Annotated in this window: 11 protein-coding genes and 1 pseudogene; 11 read left to right on the top strand and 1 reads right to left on the bottom strand. The window is 61.6% G+C overall.

What is annotated here, in order from left to right; genetic code table 11:
• Nucleotides 1-5,843 (bottom strand): retention module-containing protein (locus tag AC30D7_RS17330; RefSeq protein WP_490134873.1); only part of this gene is annotated, 5,843 nt, incomplete at its 3' end.
• A gap of 357 nt (nt 5,844-6,200) precedes the next feature.
• Between AC30D7_RS17330 and AC30D7_RS17325 the strand changes: the two genes are divergently transcribed.
• The 11 genes and pseudogenes from AC30D7_RS17325 to AC30D7_RS17275 all read left to right on the top strand — a co-directional run bounded on the left by AC30D7_RS17325 (nt 6,201) and on the right by AC30D7_RS17275 (nt 19,695).
• Nucleotides 6,201-7,553, top strand: a complete 1,353-nt coding sequence (locus AC30D7_RS17325; RefSeq protein ID WP_490134872.1) for a TolC family outer membrane protein — start codon at nt 6,201-6,203, stop codon at nt 7,551-7,553.
• A gap of 39 nt (nt 7,554-7,592) precedes the next feature.
• Nucleotides 7,593-9,749: a type I secretion system permease/ATPase gene (locus tag AC30D7_RS17320; RefSeq protein ID WP_490134871.1), complete on the top strand. Its 2,157-nt coding sequence runs from the start codon at nt 7,593-7,595 to the stop codon at nt 9,747-9,749.
• Nucleotides 9,739-11,106: an HlyD family type I secretion periplasmic adaptor subunit gene (locus tag AC30D7_RS17315; RefSeq protein ID WP_019581653.1), complete on the top strand. Its 1,368-nt coding sequence runs from the start codon at nt 9,739-9,741 to the stop codon at nt 11,104-11,106. Before AC30D7_RS17320 ends, AC30D7_RS17315 begins: the two co-directional genes overlap by 11 nt.
• A gap of 291 nt (nt 11,107-11,397) precedes the next feature.
• Nucleotides 11,398-12,309 carry a TauD/TfdA dioxygenase family protein gene (locus tag AC30D7_RS17310; protein ID WP_258671860.1) on the top strand — a complete coding sequence of 304 codons (912 nt, stop codon included), beginning with the start codon at nt 11,398-11,400 and terminating at the stop codon, nt 12,307-12,309.
• A 15-nt stretch (nt 12,310-12,324) separates the two neighbouring features.
• Nucleotides 12,325-13,350: an ABC transporter substrate-binding protein gene (locus tag AC30D7_RS17305; protein WP_490134870.1), complete on the top strand. Its 1,026-nt coding sequence runs from the start codon at nt 12,325-12,327 to the stop codon at nt 13,348-13,350.
• Between the two features lie 5 nt (nt 13,351-13,355).
• A complete protein-coding gene (locus tag AC30D7_RS17300) occupies nt 13,356-14,216 on the top strand; it encodes an ABC transporter ATP-binding protein (RefSeq protein ID WP_490134869.1) in 861 nt (286 codons plus the stop codon).
• Between the two features lie 20 nt (nt 14,217-14,236).
• Nucleotides 14,237-15,103, top strand: a complete 867-nt coding sequence (locus AC30D7_RS17295; protein ID WP_028939519.1) for an ABC transporter permease — start codon at nt 14,237-14,239, stop codon at nt 15,101-15,103.
• 110 nt (nt 15,104-15,213) lie between these two features.
• Nucleotides 15,214-15,375: pseudogene (locus AC30D7_RS17290) on the top strand (efflux transporter outer membrane subunit); the annotation flags it as partial.
• Nucleotides 15,376-15,499: 124 nt separating this feature from the next.
• Complete coding sequence (locus tag AC30D7_RS17285) at nt 15,500-16,282, top strand: efflux RND transporter periplasmic adaptor subunit (RefSeq protein ID WP_490134868.1); 783 nt, start codon at nt 15,500-15,502, stop codon at nt 16,280-16,282.
• Nucleotides 16,279-17,598, top strand: coding sequence for an efflux RND transporter periplasmic adaptor subunit (locus AC30D7_RS17280; protein WP_490134867.1), 1,320 nt, complete (start codon nt 16,279-16,281; stop codon nt 17,596-17,598). The genes AC30D7_RS17285 and AC30D7_RS17280 overlap by 4 nt, the downstream gene beginning before the upstream one ends.
• Nucleotides 17,599-19,695, top strand: a complete 2,097-nt coding sequence (locus tag AC30D7_RS17275) for a site-2 protease family protein (protein ID WP_490134866.1) — start codon at nt 17,599-17,601, stop codon at nt 19,693-19,695.

Genomic DNA, 19,695 nt, shown 5'->3' with positions numbered 1-19,695 from the left:
TCGTCGATCTTCACGCTCAGGGAGTTGCCGCCGGCCAACGCGTCGTTGGGTGCAACAAAATTAACAGAGCCGCTGCTCGCGCCGACCGGGATGGTGATGGTCTGGCCGTTGGACAGGGTCACCACCACAGGCGAGCCGGTGACCGGCGCCGACACGGAAGCGGTGTACACCACGGTGCCGCCTTCGGCGACGTTCGCGGTAGCAGTCAGCGAAACGGTGCTGGTGTCGATGGTGTCGTTGACGGTAGTGACCGCAGGCGTATTGCTGGTTACCAGGTTCTCGAAGTTGCCGCCGGTTGCGTCCTTGATGGTTGCTTCAACGGTGCCGGCGTCTTTATAGACGTCGTCCTTCGGCGCATCGACGGTTACGGAGCCGGTGGTTTTGCCGGCATCGATGGTGATCACGGCGCCATTGCTCAACGTCACGGTCACTGGTGTGCCGGCGGCGTTGGTCAGGGTCGCGGTGTAAACGATCGAACCACCTTCAGCCACCGAGTCAGTCGCACTCAGGCTGAGAGTGGTGGTGTCCGGTGTGTCGGTCACCGAGGTATCCGCCGACCTGCCGTCGACTTCCAGCTTCTCGTAGTTGCCGCCTTTGGCGTCGTCGATCTTGACGCTCAGCGAACTGCCGCCCGCCAACGCATCGTTGGGTGCAACAAAGTTGACAGAACCGCTGCTCGAGCCGACCGGAATGGTGATGGTCTGGCCATTCGACAGGGTCACCACCACTGGCGAACCGGTGACCGGCGCCGACACGGACGCGGTGTACACCACGGTCCCGCCCTCGGCCACGTTTGCGGTCGCACTCAGCGAAACGGTGCTGGTGTCGATCGTGTCAGTAACGGTGGTGACCGCCGGGGCAGTGCTCGGCACCAGGTTTTCGAAATTGCCACCGGTGGCGGTGGAGATGGTCGCCTGGACTGTGCCGGTGTCTTTGTAGACGTCATCGGATGGAGCCGGGACGGTCACGGTGCCGGTGGTTTTACCGGCATCGATGGTGATCACGGCACCGTTGCTCAGGGTCACGGTGACCGGCGTGCCGGCGGCGTTGGTCAGGGTCGCGGTGTAAACGATGGAACCGCCTTCAGCCACCGAGTCAGTCGCGCTCAGGCTGAGAGTGGTGGTGTCTGGTGTGTCGGTCACCGAGGTATCCGCCGACTTGCCGTCGACTTCCAGCTTCTCGTAGTTGCCGCCCTTGGCATCGTCGATCTTGACGCTCAGCGAACCGCCGCCCGCCAGTGCATCATTGGGTGCAACAAAGTTGACAGAACCGCTGCTCGAACCGACTGGAATGGTGATGGTCTGGCCGTTGGACAGGGTGACGACCACTGGCGAACCAGTCACCGGAGCAGTGACGGACGCGGTGTACACCACGGTGCCGCCCTCGGCGACGTTTGCGGTCGCAGTCAGCGAAACGGTGCTGGTGTCGATGGTGTCGTTGACGGTAGTGACCGCCGCCGCTGGGCTGGTGGCCAGGTTCTCGAAGTTGCCGCCTGCGGCATCCTTGATCGTGACTTCGACTTGGCCGGCGTCCTTGTAGACATCGTCCTTTGGTGCATCGACAGTCACGCTGCCACTGGTGGCGCCGGCGGCGATGGTGATCACCGCGCCGTTCGACAGGGTCACGGTGACCGGTGTGCCGGCGGCATTGGTCAGGGTCGCGGTATAGACGATGGAACCACCTTCAGCCACCGAGTCAGTCGCACTCAGGCTGAGAGTGGTGGTGTCCGGTGTGTCGGTCACCGAGGTATCCGCCGACCTGCCGTCGACTTCCAGCTTCTCGTAGTTGCCGCCCTTGGCGTCGTCGATCTTGACGCTCAGCGAACTGCCGCCCGCCAACGCATCGTTGGGTGCAACAAAGTTGACAGAACCGCTGCTCGAGCCGACCGGGATGGTGATGGTCTGGCCGTTGGACAGGGTCACAACCACTGGCGAACCAGTCACCGGAGCAGTGACGGACGCGGTGTACACCACGGTGCCACCCTCGGCCACGTTCGCGGTAGCAGTCAGCGAAACGGTGCTGGTGTCGATGGTATCGGTGACGGTAGTCGCCGCCGGGGCAGTGCTCGGCACCAGGTTTTCGAAATTGCCACCGGTGGCGGTGGAGATGGTCGCCTGGACTGTGCCGGCGTCTTTGTAGACGTCATCGGATGGAGCCGGGACGGTGACGGTGCCGGTGGTTTTGCCGGCGTCGATGGTGATCACGGCACCGTTGCTCAAGGTCACGGTGACCGGTGTGCCAGCCGCATTGGTCAGGGTGGCGGTGTAAACGATGGAACCGCCTTCGGCGACCGAGTCGGTTGCCGACAGGCTGAGGGTGGTGGTATCTGGGGTGTCGGTCACCGAGGTGTCGGCCGACTTGCCGTCGACTTCCAGTTTCTCGTAGTTGCCGCCCTTGGCGTCGTCGATCTTCACGCTCAGGGAGTTGCCGCCGGCCAACGCGTCGTTGGGTGCGGTGAAGTTGACACTGGCGCTGCTCGAGCCGACCGGGATGGTGATGGTCTGGCCGTTGGACAGGGTGACGACCACTGGCGAACCAGTCACCGGAGCAGTGACGGACGCGGTGTACACCACGGTGCCGCCCTCGGCGACGTTTGCGGTCGCAGTCAGCGAAACAGTGCTGGTGTCGATGGTATCGGTGACGGTGGTGACTGCCGGGGCAGTGCTAGGTACCAGATTCTCGAAATTGCCACCCGCCGCATCCTTGATCGTCACTTCGACCTGGCCGGCATCTTTATAAACGTCATCGGCAGGGGCGGCGACGCTCACGCTGCCGGTGGTCGCGCCGGCGGCGATGGTGATCACGGCACCGTTAGACAGGGTCACGGTGACTGGCGTGCCCGCCGGATTGGTCAGGGTCGCGGTGTACAGAATCTGACCACCTTCGGCCACTTCGGCGGACGCCGACAGGCTCAGGCCGGTGTCGTCTTTCGAGTCGGTGATGGTGGTGAGCGCTGGCTCGGTGCTCGGGGTCAGTTGCTCGAAATTGCCGCCGGTGGTGCCGGTGATGGTGGTGCTGACAGTGCTGCCGTTGTTGTAGACGTCGTTGGCCGGGGTGTCGATGGTCACGCTGCCGGTGGTCTTGCCCGCTTCGATGGTAATGACCGAGCCATTGCTCAAGGTCACGGTCATCGGCGTGCCGGCCGGGTTGGTCAATGTGGCGGTGTAGGTGATCTGGCCGCCTTCAGTGACGGTGCCGGTGGCGCTGAGGCTCAGACCGGTGTTGTCGATCGAGTCGGTAATGGTGGTAACGGCCGGGGTCGGGTTCGGCACCAGGTTTTCGAAGTTGCCGCCAGTAGTGCCGGTGATGGTGGTACTGACGGTGCTGCCGTTGTTGTAGACGTCATTGGCCGGGGTGTCGACCGTCACGCTGCCGGTGGTCTTGCCCGCTTCGATGGTAATGACCGAGCCATTGCTCAAGGTCACGGTCATCGGCGTGCCGGCCGGGTTGGTCAATGTGGCGGTGTAGGTGATCTGGCCGCCTTCAGTGACGGTGCCGGTGGCGCTGAGGCTCAGACCGGTGTTGTCGATCGAGTCGGTGATGGTGGTGACGGCCGGCGTGGTGCTCGGTACGAGGTTCTCGAAGTTGCCGCCGGTAGCGCCGGTGATGGTGGTACTGACGGTGCTGCCGTTGCTGTAGACGTCATTGGCCGGGGTTTCGACCGTCACGCTGCCGGTGGTCTTGCCCGCTTCGATGGTAATGACCGAGCCATTGCTCAAGGTCACGGTCATCGGCGTGCCGGCCGGGTTGGTCAATGTGGCGGTGTAGGTGATCTGGCCGCCTTCAGTGACGGTGCCGGTGGCGCTGAGGCTCAGACCGGTGTTGTCGATCGAGTCGGTGATGGTGGTGACGGCCGGCGTGGTGCTCGGTACGAGGTTCTCGAAGTTGCCGCCGGTAGCGCCGGTGATCGTGGTGCTGACGGTACTGCCGTTGTTGTAGACGTCATTGGCCGGGGTTTCGACATTCACGGAACCGGTGGTTTTTCCGGCTTCGATGGTGATGGTCGAACCGTTGGACAGGGTGACGGTGACCGGCGTCTGCGCCGGGTTGGTCAGGGTGGCGGTGTAGGTGATCTGGCCGCCTTCAGTAACGCTGCCGGTGGCGGTCAGGGTCAGGCCGGTATTGTCGACGGAATCGGTAATGGTGGTAACGGCCGGGGTCGGGTTCGGCACCAGGTTTTCGAAGTTGCCGCCAGTAGTGCCGGTGATGGTGGTACTGACGGTGCTGCCGTTGTTGTAGACGTCATTGGCCGGGGTTTCGACATTCACGGAACCGGTGGTTTTTCCGGCTTCGATGGTGATGGTCGAACCGTTGGACAGGGTGACGGTGACCGGCGTCTGCGCCGGGTTGGTCAATGTGGCGGTGTAGGTGATCTGGCCGCCTTCAGTAACGCTGCCGGTGGCGGTCAGGGTCAGGCCGGTATTGTCGACGGAATCGGTAATGGTGGTAACGGCCGGGGTTGGGTTCGGCACCAGGTTTTCGAAGTTGCCGCCGGTAGTGCCGGTGATGGTGGTGCTGACGGTACTGCCGTTGTTGTAGACGTCGTTGGCCGGTGTCGGAACGTTGACACTGCCGGAGGTGTCGCCAGCAGCGATGGTGATGGTTGAACCGTTGGACAGGGTGACAATGACTGGCGTCTGCGCCGGATTGGTCAGGGTGGCGGTGTAGGTGATCTGGCCGCCTTCAGTAACGCTGCCGGTGGCGGTCAGGGTCAGGCCGGTATTGTCGACGGAATCGGTAATGGTGGTGACGGCCGGGGTTGGGTTCGGCACCAGGTTCTCGAAGTTGCCGCCGGTAGCGCCGGTGATGGTGGTGCTGACGGTGCTGCCGTTGTTGTAGACGTCATTGGCCGGCGTCGGCACGTCCACGCTGCCGGTGGTGTTTCCAGCGGCGATGGTAATGGTTGAACCGTTGGACAGGGTCACGGTAACCGGCGTCTGCGCCGGATTGGTCAGGGTGGCGGTGTAGGTGATCTGACCGCCTTCGGTGACGCTTGAACCCGCTGTCAGCGTAACGGTAGTGGTGTCGACGGTGTCGGTGACCTGGGTCACGGCCGGAGTGGTCGGCGGGGTGACCACGATACCGCTGCCGCCCGTGGTACCAGTGACGGTCACGTCGATCTGGGTCGGATCGTTATAAACAGTGTCATTCGGCGCCAGCGGAACGTTGACGGTACCGGTGGTCTGGCCGGCTGTGATCACGATCACCGCGCCATTGGACAGGGTGATGGTCAGATCGGTCAGCGGTGCCTGGGTCAGGGTCGCGGTGTAAACCAGCACGCCACCGGCCTCGGTGATGGTCGGCGTGGCACTCAGGCTCAGCGTTGATTCGCGCAGGGCATTGGTGCTGGTATCGGCCGTCTGGCCGCCGATAGTGTTTTGTGTTGCCGAAGCCGCAGTGGCGAGGCCGGCGGTCGGGAAGCCAATGGTCGGATCGACCCGGGCAGCGGTTGCCTCCAGAGCCACGAAGCTGTGGCCGCCACCGGCAGCGCCGCCCGCGCTCGCGGCGGTCGGGCCGGCAGCAGTGGCTTCAAGCGCGGTGGTCGGGTCGGCTCCGGCAGCGATGGCTTGCTGCAGTTCGTCAACCGATGGCGCCGCTTGTGCGGTGGCTTGCGCAAGGTCGGTGCTGGAGTCCGGATTGCTGCCACTCCACTGAGTGTCGCGGCCCAGGTCCAGGGTCCGCCCGTCAGCCAGTTCAAGGGTGATGGCGCCAGCGGCCCCCGTGTCCACCTGGTCGCCCACAAACAACCGGTCGCCTTCAACGAGTACGCGGCGGATGCCCTCTGGGGACACCGCGAAAACCTGACCAACAATGCTTTTGACGATGGCAACAACACTGCTCATTGAAGACTCTCCGGGTGTCACGTTCAGTTGACTTCCATGAACCGCTCGGGCGTGTTCGCCGATCGGGGCTGGACGTTCTTACAAAATTCGATGCATAACTTTGACGCGCTAATCGTCAATAATTTGGCTATATTTTTTCGAAATTAACTTTATGCCAAACTATTGACCTTATGGGAGCCATCCTAAACAATCGCTCCAGTAATGTCACATTGATATTTAAGCGGCGACCTGTCCTACAGCGTGTGATCCAGTTCCGATTTTGAACTTTCCGACATACGGTCATTCCGGTTGCCATCATGCGATGCAGCGCCACGTTCTGCAGTGATTCAAGACAAGAAGTCCCGGGAAATTCCAACTATGCGTTTGCACCTGTTCAAGGTTCTACCTTTCGCCCTTGCCGCCAGTTTTGTTCAGGCGCAGACCCTTCCACAGGCCATGCAACAGGCACTGGATGTCCATCCGGAAATCCAGGCAGGGGTCAATAGTCGGCTGGCCGCGGATTATCAATTAAAGGCTGCAAAAGGTGGATACCTGCCGCGGGTCGACCTGCTGGGCGGTTATGGCCGCGAAGGCACCGACAGCGTCACCACCCGTGCCGCTGGCGGCAGCAACCACTGGGAAACGCTGAACCGTAGCGAGTCAAGTTTACGTCTGTCGCAGATGGTTTTTGACGGTTTTGCGACGTCCAGCGAAGTGGGGCGTCAACAAGCCACCGTTAATTCCCGTGCTTATTCCTTGATGGGCACCTCGGAACGCACCGCGTTGACCGTGGCTCAGGTTTATCTCGATGTGCTGACCCGTCGTGAATTCGTGCGCCTGGCCGAAGACAACCTGAAAAACCACGAACGGATTTTTGATCAGATCAAGTTGCGCACCCAGCGTGGCGTGGGCAGCGGCGCCGACCTCGATCAGGCCGAAGCGCGTATGGCCCAGGCCCGCAACAACCTGATCACCGAGCAGACCAACCTGGCTGATGCCCAGACCAACTTCCTCAGCGCCGTCGGACAAATGCCCGATCAACTGGAACGGCCCGCCGATTTCATGGCGCTGTTGCCGGCCAACCTGAATGAAGCCCGGGCGCAGATGCTGGAAAACAGCCCGATCCTGCGTTCCGCCGAATCGGATATCGCTGCTGCCGAGAAACAATACGAAGCGGCCAAGTCGAGCTTCTACCCGCGCTTCGATGCCGAACTGGGTCGCACCGCCGACAACGACCTCGATGGTCAGAACGGTCACAACAACGAATGGCAGGCCATGCTGCGCATGCGCTTCAATTTGTTCGCCGGTGGCAGCAACAAGGCCGATCTGGAATCCAAGTCCTACCTGTCGAACCAGGCGCTGGATATCCGCAACAACGCTCTGCGTGTGTTGAATGAAGAACTGGGCCTGGCCTGGAATGCCTTGAACAACGCCAACGCCCAGGTGCCGATCGCCCAGCAGTATGTCGATCGCAGCACCAGCGTGCGCAGTGCGTATCAGAAGCAATTCAGCCTCGGCGAACGGACGCTGCTTGACTTGCTCGACAGTGAAAACGAGCTGTTCACCGCTTCCCGTCGGCTGGTCGAGATCAAAAACATTCAGTTATTTACTCAGTACCGAATCAAGGCGACCATGGGCGAATTGCTCAAAAGTCAGGGCGTGGTCGCACCGTTGGCATCCGTTGTGCAGAATGACGTGAAGCCCAAGGTCCAGCTGCCTGGGATGAATTGAGTCCTGCCCCATTTCAACCGTTAGCCAAGAGTGTCGAGCGTGGAATCAGAAGTCAGTCGAGTTCAACTCATTCATGATCCACGCGCGCTGCATGACGATCCGTTACTGGACGGCCTGCTAGCCCTTTGCACGTTGCACCAGAAACCGGCCAGTGCGGCGATGCTGACCACCGGCCTGCCGTTGCCCAAGCAGCGTCTGAGTGTCGAACTGCTGCCGCGCGCAGCGGCTCGCGCCGGGCTGCAAGGGCGGGTGCTGCAACGCAAGCTCGAGCAGATTCCGGCGATCGCCATGCCGGCGCTGTTGCTGCTCAAGGACGGGCGCAGTGCAGTGTTGCTCGGCTGGCAAGGTGAAGACCAGGCCCGCCTGCTGCTCAGCGAAAGCGATGGCGGTGAAGTCTGCGTCAGTCGTGAACTGCTCGCCGACGACTACAGCGGCAAAGTGTTCTTCGCCCAACCCCAGCACAAATTCGACGTCAACCACGGCACGCTGATCCCGCGCGCGCGCTCGTGGTTTCGCGACACCCTCAAGCGTTCGCGCTGGCTGTATGCCGACGCCATCGCCGCCAGTCTGCTGATCAACATCATCGCCATGGCCGCGCCGCTGTTCGTGATGAATGTCTACGACCGCGTGGTACCGAACCAGGCCGAGTCGACCCTCTGGGTGCTGGCCATCGGCATTACCGGCGCTTATGTGTTCGACCTGATCCTCAAGAGTCTGCGCAGTCTGTGCCTGGACCTGGCCGGCAAGAAAACCGACCTGATCATTTCCGCGACGCTGTTCGAGCGTATCGTCGGCATGGCCATGAAGTACCGTCCGGCGCGGGTCGGCAGCTTCGCCCAGAACATCCATGAATTTCAGAGCCTGCGCGACTTCCTTGCGTCGCTGACCCTCACCAGTCTGATCGACCTGCCGTTTACGCTGTTGATCTTCCTGGTCATCGCGATCCTCGGCGGGCATCTGGTGTGGATTCCGGTGCTGGCGTTCCCGATTGCGCTGCTGATCGGTTATGCCTTGCAGAAGCCGCTGGTGGCGACCATGGAGCGAACCATGGCCCTGGGCGCCGAGCGCCAGTCGAGCCTGATCGAAACCCTCGCCGGTCTTGATGCGGTCAAGGTCAACAACGCTGAAAGCGAACGCCAGTACCAGTGGGAACAGACTATCGGCACCCTCAGCCGCCTTGAGCTGCGGGTGAAAATGCTGTCCGGTCTGGCGATGAACATCACCTTGCTGATTCAGCAATTGGCCGGGGTGATCATGATCGTCTTCGGCGTGTACCAGATCATTGCCGGCAACCTGAGCATGGGCGGTTTGATCGCCTGTTACATGCTCAGCGGTCGTGCCCTCAGCCCGCTGGCCTCGCTGTCCGGTCTGCTGACCCGCTACCAGCAAGCCCGCGTGACCATGACCTCGGTCGATCAGATGATGGAGTTGCCCCAGGAGCGCAATTTCGACGAGCGCCCGCTGAGCCGCAAGGTCCTGCAAGGCGCCATTGAATGCCGTCAGCTGACCTTCACCTATCCGAATCAACAGAACCCCGCGCTGAAGGGCATCAACCTGATCATCAAGCCAGGCGAGAAGATCGGCATCATCGGTCGCAGCGGCTCGGGCAAAAGCTCCCTGGCCAAACTGCTGGTGGGCCTCTATCAGCCGGACGACGGCGCGCTGCTGGTGGATGGTGTGGATATCCGCCAGATCGACGTCAGCGAGCTGCGCCACAACATTGGCTACGTGCCCCAGGACATCCAATTGCTCGCCGGTACGTTGCGCGACAACCTGGTGTCGGGCGCGCGCTATGTCGAAGACGAATTGGTGCTGCAAGCCGCGGAGCTGGCCGGCGTCCATGAGTTCGCCCGCCTGCACCCGCAAGGTTATGAACTGCAAGTAGGTGAGCGTGGGCAGAACCTGTCCGGCGGTCAGCGCCAGAATGTCGCCCTGGCCCGAGCGTTGCTGCTCAACCCGCCGATCCTGTTGCTGGACGAACCCACCAGCGCCATGGACAACACTGGCGAAGAGCGCCTGAAACAACGCCTCGCTGCCGTGGTGGAAAACAAGACCGTGGTGCTGGTGACGCACCGGGCCTCGCTGTTGTCGCTGGTGGATCGCCTGCTGGTGATCGACCGCGGGCAGATTCTCGCCGATGGCCCGAAAGCCGCCGTGATGGAAGCGTTGAAGAAGGGGCAGATCAGTGTTGCTTAAGTCCGGGGTCAAAGAATCCATCCGCCGCTACTTCAAAGGCTCCGCGTCGCTGCAAGGCCAGCCCCTTCCCGAGGTCAACAAAGCGCTGATCGAGGACGCCCCGCGCGTGGTGCGGTTGACGATCTGGGCGATCATCGGCTTCTTCGTGTTCCTGATGCTGTGGGCCAATTTTGCGGTGATCGATGAAGTCACCAAGGGCGACGGCAAGGCGATTCCGTCGTCGAAGATCCAGAAAATCCAGAACCTTGAGGGCGGCATCGTCTCCGAGTTGTTCGTCAAGGAAGGGCAAATCGTCGAAGCTGGCGCGCCGCTGATCCGTCTGGACGACACGCGGTTCGCCTCCAACGTTGGCGAAACCGAAGCCGATCGGCTGTCGATGCTGTTGCGTGTGGAGCGCTTGAGCGCCGAGGTCGATGACCGTCCGTTGAATTTTCCCGCCGATGTGCTCAAAGCCGTACCCGGCCAGGCCGCCAGCGAACAGTCGTTGTACATCAGTCGTCGTCAGCAACTGCACGATGAGATCGGTGGCTTGCAGGAACAGTTGATCCAGAAGCAACAGGAGCTGCGTGAGTTCACCTCCAAACAGGCCCAGTACCGCAGCGGTCTGTCCTTGCAGCGTCAGGAAATCGCCATGTCCGAGCCGTTGGTGGCTCAGGGCGCGGTATCCCCGGTCGAGGTATTGCGACTCAAGCGTGCCGAGGTCGAAACCCGCGGGCAATTGGACGCCACCACCCTGGCGATCCCTCGCGCCGAATCGGCGATCAAGGAAGTGCAGCGCAAGATCGATGAGACTCGCGGTAAATTCCGCAGCGAAGCCCTGACTCAACTCAACGAAGCGCGCACCGATCTGAACAAGGCACAGGCGACCGGCAAGGCGCTGGAAGACCGGGTCAGCCGGACACTGGTGACATCGCCGGTACGTGGCATCGTCAACAAATTGCTGGTGAACACCATCGGCGGCGTGATCCAGCCGGGCAGCGACCTGGTAGAAATCGTGCCGCTGGACGACACCTTGCTGGTAGAAGCCAAAATCCGCCCGCAAGACATCGCCTTCCTGCACCCGGGGCAAGACGCCACGGTGAAGTTCACGGCGTACGACTACACCATTTATGGTGGGCTGAAAGCCAAGCTGGAACAGATCGGTGCCGACACCATCACCGATGAAGACAAGAAGACCACTTACTACATCATCAAACTGCGCACCGAGCGCAGCCACCTCGGGACAGATGAAAAACCGTTGCTGATCATTCCGGGGATGGTGGCGTCGGTGGATATCATTACCGGCAAGAAGACCATACTCAGTTATTTGCTCAAGCCGATTATCCGGGCTCGCGCCGAGGCGTTGCACGAGCGGTAGTTTTCGGGTGAGGCTGATGGCCTCTTCGCGGGCAAGCCTCGCTCCTACAGGACGCGGGGCTTCTGTAGGAGCGAGGCTTGCCCGCGAAAGCGTCCTCAAAGACACCACACTTCAAAAGCCATATCGTTATTCGCTAACGGTATTTAAATTTAAATTCTTATACCTATAAAGTCACTTCCCTGCGTACCTGCCGACCAATCGGCGCGCCGCACGACACGAACCAACACGGGACCTCCGTGAGTTTCTGATCGACGCGCGCCCTTGAGCGCGCCGTGCGTGGGAGTGATTTTTATGTCAGCTGTCTCTTTTTCCCCAAAGCCTGAGCCAACAAGCGCCGCCACCCTCGCGTCGCAAGCCTTCGAAATCCGCCCGTTCAGCGGCGCCGTCGGTGCCGAAATCATCGGCCTGGATTTGTCCCGCCCAATCAATCACCAGGACTTCTCCCGAATCCACCGTGCGCACCTGGATCATCACGTGGTGGTGTTCCGCGACCAGCGTATAACCCCCGAGCAGCAGATCGCCTTCAGCCGCCGTTTCGGCGTGTTGCAGATCCATGTACTCAAGCAATTCCTGCTGGCCGGGCATCCGGAAATTCTCATCGTTTCCAACATCATCGAAAACGGCCAATCCATCGGCCTCGGTGATGCCGGCAAGTTCTGGCACTCCGATCTCTCTTATAAAGAACTGCCGAGCCTGGGCTCGATGCTGCATGCCCAGGAGCTGCCCTCCGAAGGCGGCGACACGCTGTTTGCCGACATGCACAAAGCCTGGGACAGCCTGCCCGAGGCGCTGCGTAAAGCCGTCGAAGGTCGTTCGGCCGCGCATTCCTACACGGCACGCTACAGCGAGAGCAAATTCGAGGGCAACTGGCGTCCGACCCTGACGCCGGAGCAACTGGCTCAGGTCGCTGAAGTGGTTCACCCGATCGTGCGCACCCATCCGGAAAACGGTCGCAAGGCATTGTTCGTCAGCGAGGGCTTCACCACCCGCATCGTCGGTTTGCCGGAAGACGAGAGCAAACAATTGCTCGACGAGCTCTACGCCCACAGCGTGTTGCCGCAAAACATTTACCGCCATCAATGGCAGGCCCACGACCTGGTGTTCTGGGACAACCGCTCGCTGATTCACCTCGCCGCCGGATGCCCCAGTCATCTGCGCCGCAAGTTGTATCGCACCACCATCCAGGGCGACGCGCCTTTCTGATTTCGGAGAACCCTCATGTCCAAACGTCTTCCATTTGCACCGTTGGCCGCCGCTATCGGCGTGGGTTTCAGCCTGCTCGCCGGCAGCCTGTTGGCGCCGACCGTGGCCCACGCCGAGGGTGAAATTCGTATCGCCGAACAATTCGGCATCGTTTATCTGCTGCTCAACGTGGTGCGCGATCAGAACCTGATCGAGAAATACGGCAAGCAGGAAGGCATCGACATCAAGGTCGACTGGACCCAGCTCTCCGGCGGCTCGGCGGTCAACGATGCGTTGCTTTCCGGCTCCATCGACATTGCCGGTGCCGGCGTCGGGCCGCTGCTGACCATCTGGGACCGCACTCACGGCAAACAGAACGTCAAGGCCGTGGCTTCCCTGGGCAACTTCCCTTACTACCTGGTGAGCAACAATCCAAAGGTCAAAACCATCGCTGACTTCACCGAAAAGGACCGCATTGCGGTGCCGGCGGTCGGGGTGTCGGTGCAGTCGCGCTTCCTGCAATACGCAGCAGCCAAGCAATGGGGCGACAAAGAATTCAATCGCCTCGACAAGTACACCATCGCCGTTCCGCACCCGGATGCCACTGCGGCACTGATCGCTGGCGGCACCGAGTTGACCGGGCACTTCTCCAACCCGCCCTTCCAGGATCAGGCGCTGGAAAACCCCAGCGTGCACGTGGTGCTGAACACTTATGACCTGCTCGGCCCGAACTCGCCGACCGTGTTGTTCGCCACCGAGAAATTCCGCAACGAGAATCCGAAAACCTATAAAGCCTTCATCGCGGCGCTGACCGAAGCGGCCGAGTTTGCGCAGAGCGATAAAGGCGCGGCGGCCGACACATACATCCGTGTCACCAAGGCAAAAATCGACCGTGCGGCGTTGCTGAAAATCATCGACAACCCGCAGTTCGAATTTACCGTCACGCCGAAAAACACTTACCCACTGGCCGAGTTCCTCTACCGCGTCGGCGCGATAAAAAACAAACCGGATTCGTGGAAGGATTACTTCTTCCAGGATGCCAAACCGCTGCAAGGGAGCTGATCGACATGAACGCCCCCTTGCAAGGCCGCACGGCCAGCAATCCGATCGCGGTCGCGCAAGCGCTGCTGTCGGTCGACAAGGTCAGCCTGGAATACCGCACGCCCGCGCGTGTGGTTCGAGCGACCCATCAGGTCAGTTTCGAGATCGATCCGGCGGACCGCTTTGTGTTGCTCGGTCCGTCCGGCTGCGGCAAATCGACGTTGCTCAAGGCGATCGCCGGGTTCATCCCGCCCTGTGAGGGCGAGATTCGCCTGCAAGGCCAGCGGGTCGATGCGCCAGGGCCGGACCGGATCGTGGTGTTCCAGGAGTTCGATCAGCTGCCGCCGTGGAAAACCGTCAAACAGAACGTGATGTTTCCGCTGCTCGCGTCCAAAACCCTCAAGCGTAAAGAGGCTGAAGAGCGGGCGCTGCACTATCTGGACAAGGTTGGTCTGGCGGCGTTTGCCGATGCCTATCCGCATACCTTGTCTGGCGGCATGAAAGCTCGGGTGGCGATTGCCCGGGCGTTGGCGATGCAACCGAAAATCCTGTTGATGGATGAACCCTTCGCCGCCCTCGACGCGCTGACCCGGCGCAAGATGCAGGAAGAGTTGCTGCTGCTCTGGGAGGAGGTGCGTTTCACGCTGCTGTTCGTCACTCACTCCATCGAAGAGGCGTTGGTGGTGGGCAACCGGATTCTGCTGCTGTCGCCTCATCCGGGACGGGTGCGAGCCGAAGTCCACAGCCATCAATACGATTTGCACAGCCTCGGCGGTGTGGCGTTCCAGGAATCGGCGCGGCGGATTCATCGGCTGTTGTTCGATGAAGGCCAGTCACCGGAAACCGAGCGCGCGCTGGATTTTTCCGACATTCGCATCGCTTATTGAGCCATTGAAAGGAGTGCCCGATGAGCCCACTATCATCCGCGCGTAAAGAGTACGAAACCGTTTTGCAGCCGCTGACGAGCGTCCCGCTGGAGCGTGAGTTAGCCCTCGGTCAGCGTCTCTGGCAACAGGGCTGGTTGCGTAAAAGCCTGATCCTGATTGTGCTCGCGCTGCTCTGGGAAGCCGTTGCCCGTTACCAGAATAACGACCTGCTGCTGCCAGGTTTTCTGCAAACCGCCAGCGCGCTGTACGACGGCCTGCTCAGCGGTGAGCTGTTGGGCAAGGTGTGGATTTCGCTGGTGGTGTTGTTGAAGGGCTACCTGATCGGGATTGTGCTGGCGTTTGCCTTGACCACACTGGCGGTGTCGACGCAATTGGGGCGCGATCTGCTGAGCACGCTGACCTCGATGTTCAACCCGCTGCCGGCGATTGCGCTGTTGCCGCTGGCGCTGCTGTGGTTCGGACTGGGGCAGAACAGTCTGATTTTTGTACTGGTGCATTCGGTGCTCTGGGCGTTGGCCTTGAACACCTATGCCGGGTTCCTTGGCGTTTCGGAAACCCTGCGCATGGCGGGGCGCAATTACGGCCTTAAGGGCATGCGTTTCGTGTTGTTCATCCTGATCCCGGCCGCGCTGCCGTCGATCCTCGCCGGTTTGAAAATCGGCTGGGCGTTCGCCTGGCGCACGCTGATTGCCGCTGAACTGGTGTTTGGAGCGACCAGCGGCAAGGGTGGGTTGGGGTGGTACATCTTCCAGAACCGTAATGAGCTGTACACCGACAAGGTGTTTGCCGGGTTGGCGGTGGTGATCCTGATTGGGTTGCTGGTGGAGAATCTGGTGTTTGATACGTTGGAGCGGGTGACGGTGAAGCGTTGGGGGATGCAGCGCTGAGTTTTGCGGTGTCTGATCTGGCCCCTTCGCGGGCTTGCCCGCGATGGCGGCAGACCTGCCAATACATCAGTCAGAAGGATGTTTGCTAGCATTGCGTCTGAATCAATCCAGATCAGATCAACATCCTCACCGTGCAAGGCGAATTGCTGGCGACCCAGCAGCAATGGGTCGAAAGCTCGACCGGGGTGTTGTTGGCGATGGTGGGGTTGTACAAGGCGTTGGGTGGGGGATGGGAGTCGGTGTATCCGGTGGCGGAGATGGCGCAGCGTTGATATGGATGATTTGTAAGGAAATTAATACCTATCCGCCAACGCGCGCTCCAACCAATGATGGCCATCCGCTTGACGCGTTCCCCCGCTGTCGTAGACTCCGCTCATCCGTCAGGGAGTTACGGTTATGCGGCGTTTTCGTGTTTGGGTTGCGGGATTAACCTTTGTAACGTGCGTAGTACAGGCGCAAACGCCTGCGCCAGACGATTCGTTGTTGGAAAGCAACGCGGTCGGCGGTAACGCGTCAGCCAGCAGTGAAGCCCGTGGCGTGCTGCGAGCCCGGGATCAGGCGGTGCTCGCCAGTGAGTTGTCCGGGCGGATTGTCGAGTTGCCGTTCAGTGAGGGCGAGTCGTTCAAAAAGGGCGACACCCTGGCGCGGTTCGACTGTTCGGCTTATCAGGCTCAGCTCAACGCGGCTCAGGCCGCCAACCGTGGCGCCGGTGAGGAACTGGCCCATAACCGGCAACTGGCGGCGTTGAATTCGGTGGGGCGTTTTGAAGTGGCGCGGGCCGAGGCCAAGGTCAGCGAAACCCAGGCGCAATCTCAGGTTTATCAGGTTCAGGTCAAACGCTGCAGCGTGGTTGCGCCGTTCGATGGCCAGGTCGTCGAGCGCAAGGTCAAGCGCTACGAAAGCGTTGCCGCCGGCGCGCCGTTGCTGGATGTGGTCGATAATCGCACCCTGGAAATTCACCTGTTGGTACCGTCACGCTGGATGGGCAAGCTCAAGCCCGGCCAGACGTTCAGCTTTGTTCCCGATGAAACCGGTCAGCCGCTGGATGCCACGGTCAAGCGCCTCGGCGCGCGGATCGACGAAGGCAGCCAAACCTTGCTGCTGGTGGCGACGCTGCCCAACGCCAGCGGTCTGTTGGCCGGCATGAGCGGGACGGCGCGTTTCGCGGAGCTGAAATGAACGCGCCGGTGACGGGTGGCGCCGAGCAGGTATTTGCCAGGTTTCTCGATCTCGAACGCCAGACCCGCGCCGCGCGCAATCCTGCTCAATTGGCCTACAGCCTGGTCAATGACGGTCAGGCGCTGTTCAGTTTCCGCCATGCCGCGTTGTTGATCGCCGGCAAGGTGCAGGCGGTGACCGGTGTCAGTGCGGTGGAGCCGAATGCGCCGTTCGTGGCGTTTGTCGAGCAAGCGGTCACGCAGCTGTTCAAGCTCGAAGTGCTGAAACAGGCACGGGTGATCGCGTCCGATCTGCTCAGCGAATCGATTCAGGCCGATTGGCAAAGTCTGTCGGCCGCTCAGGTGTTCTGGTTGCCACTGATTGATCATCAGGGCGAGATATTCGGCGGGCTGTGGCTGGCGCGGGATGTGCCATGGAACCCTGCCGAGCAGGTGTTGTTGTCGCAACTGGGCGACACCTATAGTCACGCCTGGCTGGCGCTGCAACCGCGCAAGCCCTGGCGACTGCGTTGGACGCGTAAGCGTCAGGTGGCACTGGTCGCGGTGTTGTTGCTCGGGTTGCTGATTCCGGTGCGCCAATCGGTGTTGGCGCCGGCTGAGGTCGTCCCGTTGGGCGGTCGGGTGGTCGCGGCGCCGCTGGACGGGGTGATCGCCGAGTTCCTGGTCAAACCCAACCAGACGGTGAAGACCGGCGACCTGCTGCTGCGCTTCGAAAGCACCACGCTCAAGGCTCAGGCTGATGTGGCCGAGCGCGCTCTGGGCGTTGCCGAAGCGGAACTCAAGGCCAATTCCCAACGCTCCTTCGCCGATGCCGAATCCAGTTCGAAAGTCGATCTGCTGGCGGCCCGCGTCGAACAGAAGCGCGCCGAACGGGATTACGCCCGTGAACTGCTCAAACGCAGCGAAGTGCGTGCCGAGCGAGACGGCATCGCGGTGTTCGCCGACGCTGAACGCTGGACCGGCAAACCGGTGCAGACCGGCGAGCGCTTGATGGAACTCGCCGACCCGAATCAGGCCGAGTTGCGCATCGAATTGGCCGTGGGCGATGCGATTGCCCTGGAACCGGGGGCGCAAGTCGCTCTGTTTCTCGACAGCGATCCACTGCAGCGCTACCAGGCCAGACTCGAGCGTTCGGCCTATGAAGCGCAGCCGACGGCTGCCGGGCAATTGGCTTATCGACTGGATGCGACGTTCGACAGCGCGCCGCCGCGCATTGGCTTGCGTGGCACCGCGAAAATCTTCGGCGACCGTGCGCCGCTGGCGCTGTACCTGTTGCGTCGACCGCTGGCCGGGTTGCGTCAGAGCGTGGGCCTTTAGATGAGCTTGCCGAGCCTGCGGGCAGACTTGCAATTGTCGGCGGCAGCCCCGGCCCTCGACGGGTCGCCGTGCTGGACCCTGGCCGATCCGGTGCGTGGACGTTACTTCAAACTCGGCGCGGCGGCGATGCGCTTGCTGCGTCATTGGTCCCTGGGTGATCCCGAGCAGGTGCTGCGTGCCGCCAACCGCGAGCCAGGGCTGCCGCTGGACGGCGCGGCGCTTGAGCAATTGCTGGAGTTTTTGCGCGGCCACGACCTGATCAGCGCCCTCGACCCATCGCAGCGCGCCAGTTATAGCCTGAAGGCCGCAGCTCAACGCCAGAGCCTGTGGAAAATTCTGCTGCATCAATACCTGTTTTTCCGGATTCCGCTGTGGCGCCCGGACGCCTTTCTCAATCGCGTCTGGCCGTGGCTGGAGCGTTTCGGCCCGCGCGTGTTGCGCTACGGATTGCCCGCGACGCTGGGACTCGGGGTGTTTCTGGTATCGCGGGACTGGCAGCGATTCATCGCCACTTTTCCGCACCTGTTCAGCCTCGGCGGCGCATTGGCATTCGCGGTGGCGCTGTTTTTCGCCAAGCTGTGCCACGAGTTCGGCCACGCCTTCATGGCCAAGCGCGCCGGCTGTCGGGTGCAGAGCATGGGCGTGGCGTTCATGGTGCTGCTGCCGATGTTCTACACCGATGTCAGCGACGCCTGGCGGGTCAACGATAGACGTGCGCGATTGCTGATCGGCGCCGGCGGGGTGCTGGCGGAACTGGTGTTGGCCTGTATCGCGCTGCTCGCCTGGTCACTGCTGCCCGATGGCCCCGGGCGCACGGCGGCGTTCATGCTCGCCAGTGCCACCTGGATCACTACGCTGGTGATCAACCTCAACCCGTTCATGCGTTTCGACGGCTACTTCTTGCTCAGCGACTTCTGGGAAGTGGACAACCTTCAGGGACGTGCCTTTGCCTTGTGTCGCTGGCGATTGCGCGAGTTCCTGTTCGGCTACGCTGCCCCGGCGCCGGAGCCGTGGTCGCCGAAGATGCAGCGGCGTTTGTTGATCTGGGGATACGGCTCGTGGCTGTGGCGCGCGGCGTTGTTTTTCGGGATTGCGCTGGCGGTTTATCACCTGTTCTTCAAGGTATTGGGGATCTTCCTGATGCTGGTGGAGCTGGTGTGGTTCATCTTCCTGCCGATCCTGAACGAGTGGCGGCAATGGTGGAGTCGTCGCGAACAGGCGCATACGCCTCGGGTACTGATCAGTGGCCTGACATTACTTGGGCTGTTGTTGCTGCTGGCGCTGCCGTGGCGCAGCGCGGTGGAGCTGCCGACGATGCTGGAGGCGGGACGCACCAGCGCCCTGCACGCGCCGGTGGCGGCGCGGGTAAAAACGGTGAATGTGCACGACGGCCAGGTTGTCGCTCAGGGTGAAGTGCTGATCGAGCTGGAGACACCGGACCTGGACTCACGCCAGGCGATCGTTCGTCGCGAGATCCAGATCCAGCAATTGCAGATGCGTCGTCAGGCCAGCCGCAGCGAAACCGCAGCCGACGCCGGAATCGTCGAGCAGCGCCTGGCGGAAGCGGTGGCTGAATACCGTGGCCTGGTCGCCCAGCGTGAGCGACTGCTATTGCGTGCGCCCCACGCCGGCAAGGTGCGCGACCTGTTGCCGCAGTTAACGGTCGGTCGCTGGCTTTCGACTAAAGATCCTTTGGCGCGGGTGGTCGAAGACGGCGCGCGGTTGCGCGGTTATTTGGCCGAAGCCGAGCTCTGGCGTGTTGCTTCGGGTGCTCGCGGGCGGTTCATCGCCGATGACCCGATGCACCCGGCGATCGCCGTGCAATTAAGCGAAATCGATACCAACGGCGCGGCTTATGTCGATCAAGAGGCGCTGACTTCCGATCATCACGGGCCGATTGCCGTACGCCGGGATGAGCATCAGCGCGCCGAGCCGGTGCAGGGGCAGTATGGCGCGCGGTTGAGCATCCTCGAAGAGACGCCGACGCCGGTGCAACCTTTGCGCGGCATCGTGGTGTTGCAGGGCAGTGGCGAATCGTTGCTGGGCGTTGCCTGGCGGCGCATGGCGGCCTTGGGGGTCAGGGAAAGCGGTTTCTAG

It is taken from the genome of Pseudomonas sp. DF5 (assembly GCF_058148225.1).
Note: the sequence above shows the minus strand (reverse complement) of the source record. Positions and strands in the feature narration are given on the sequence as shown.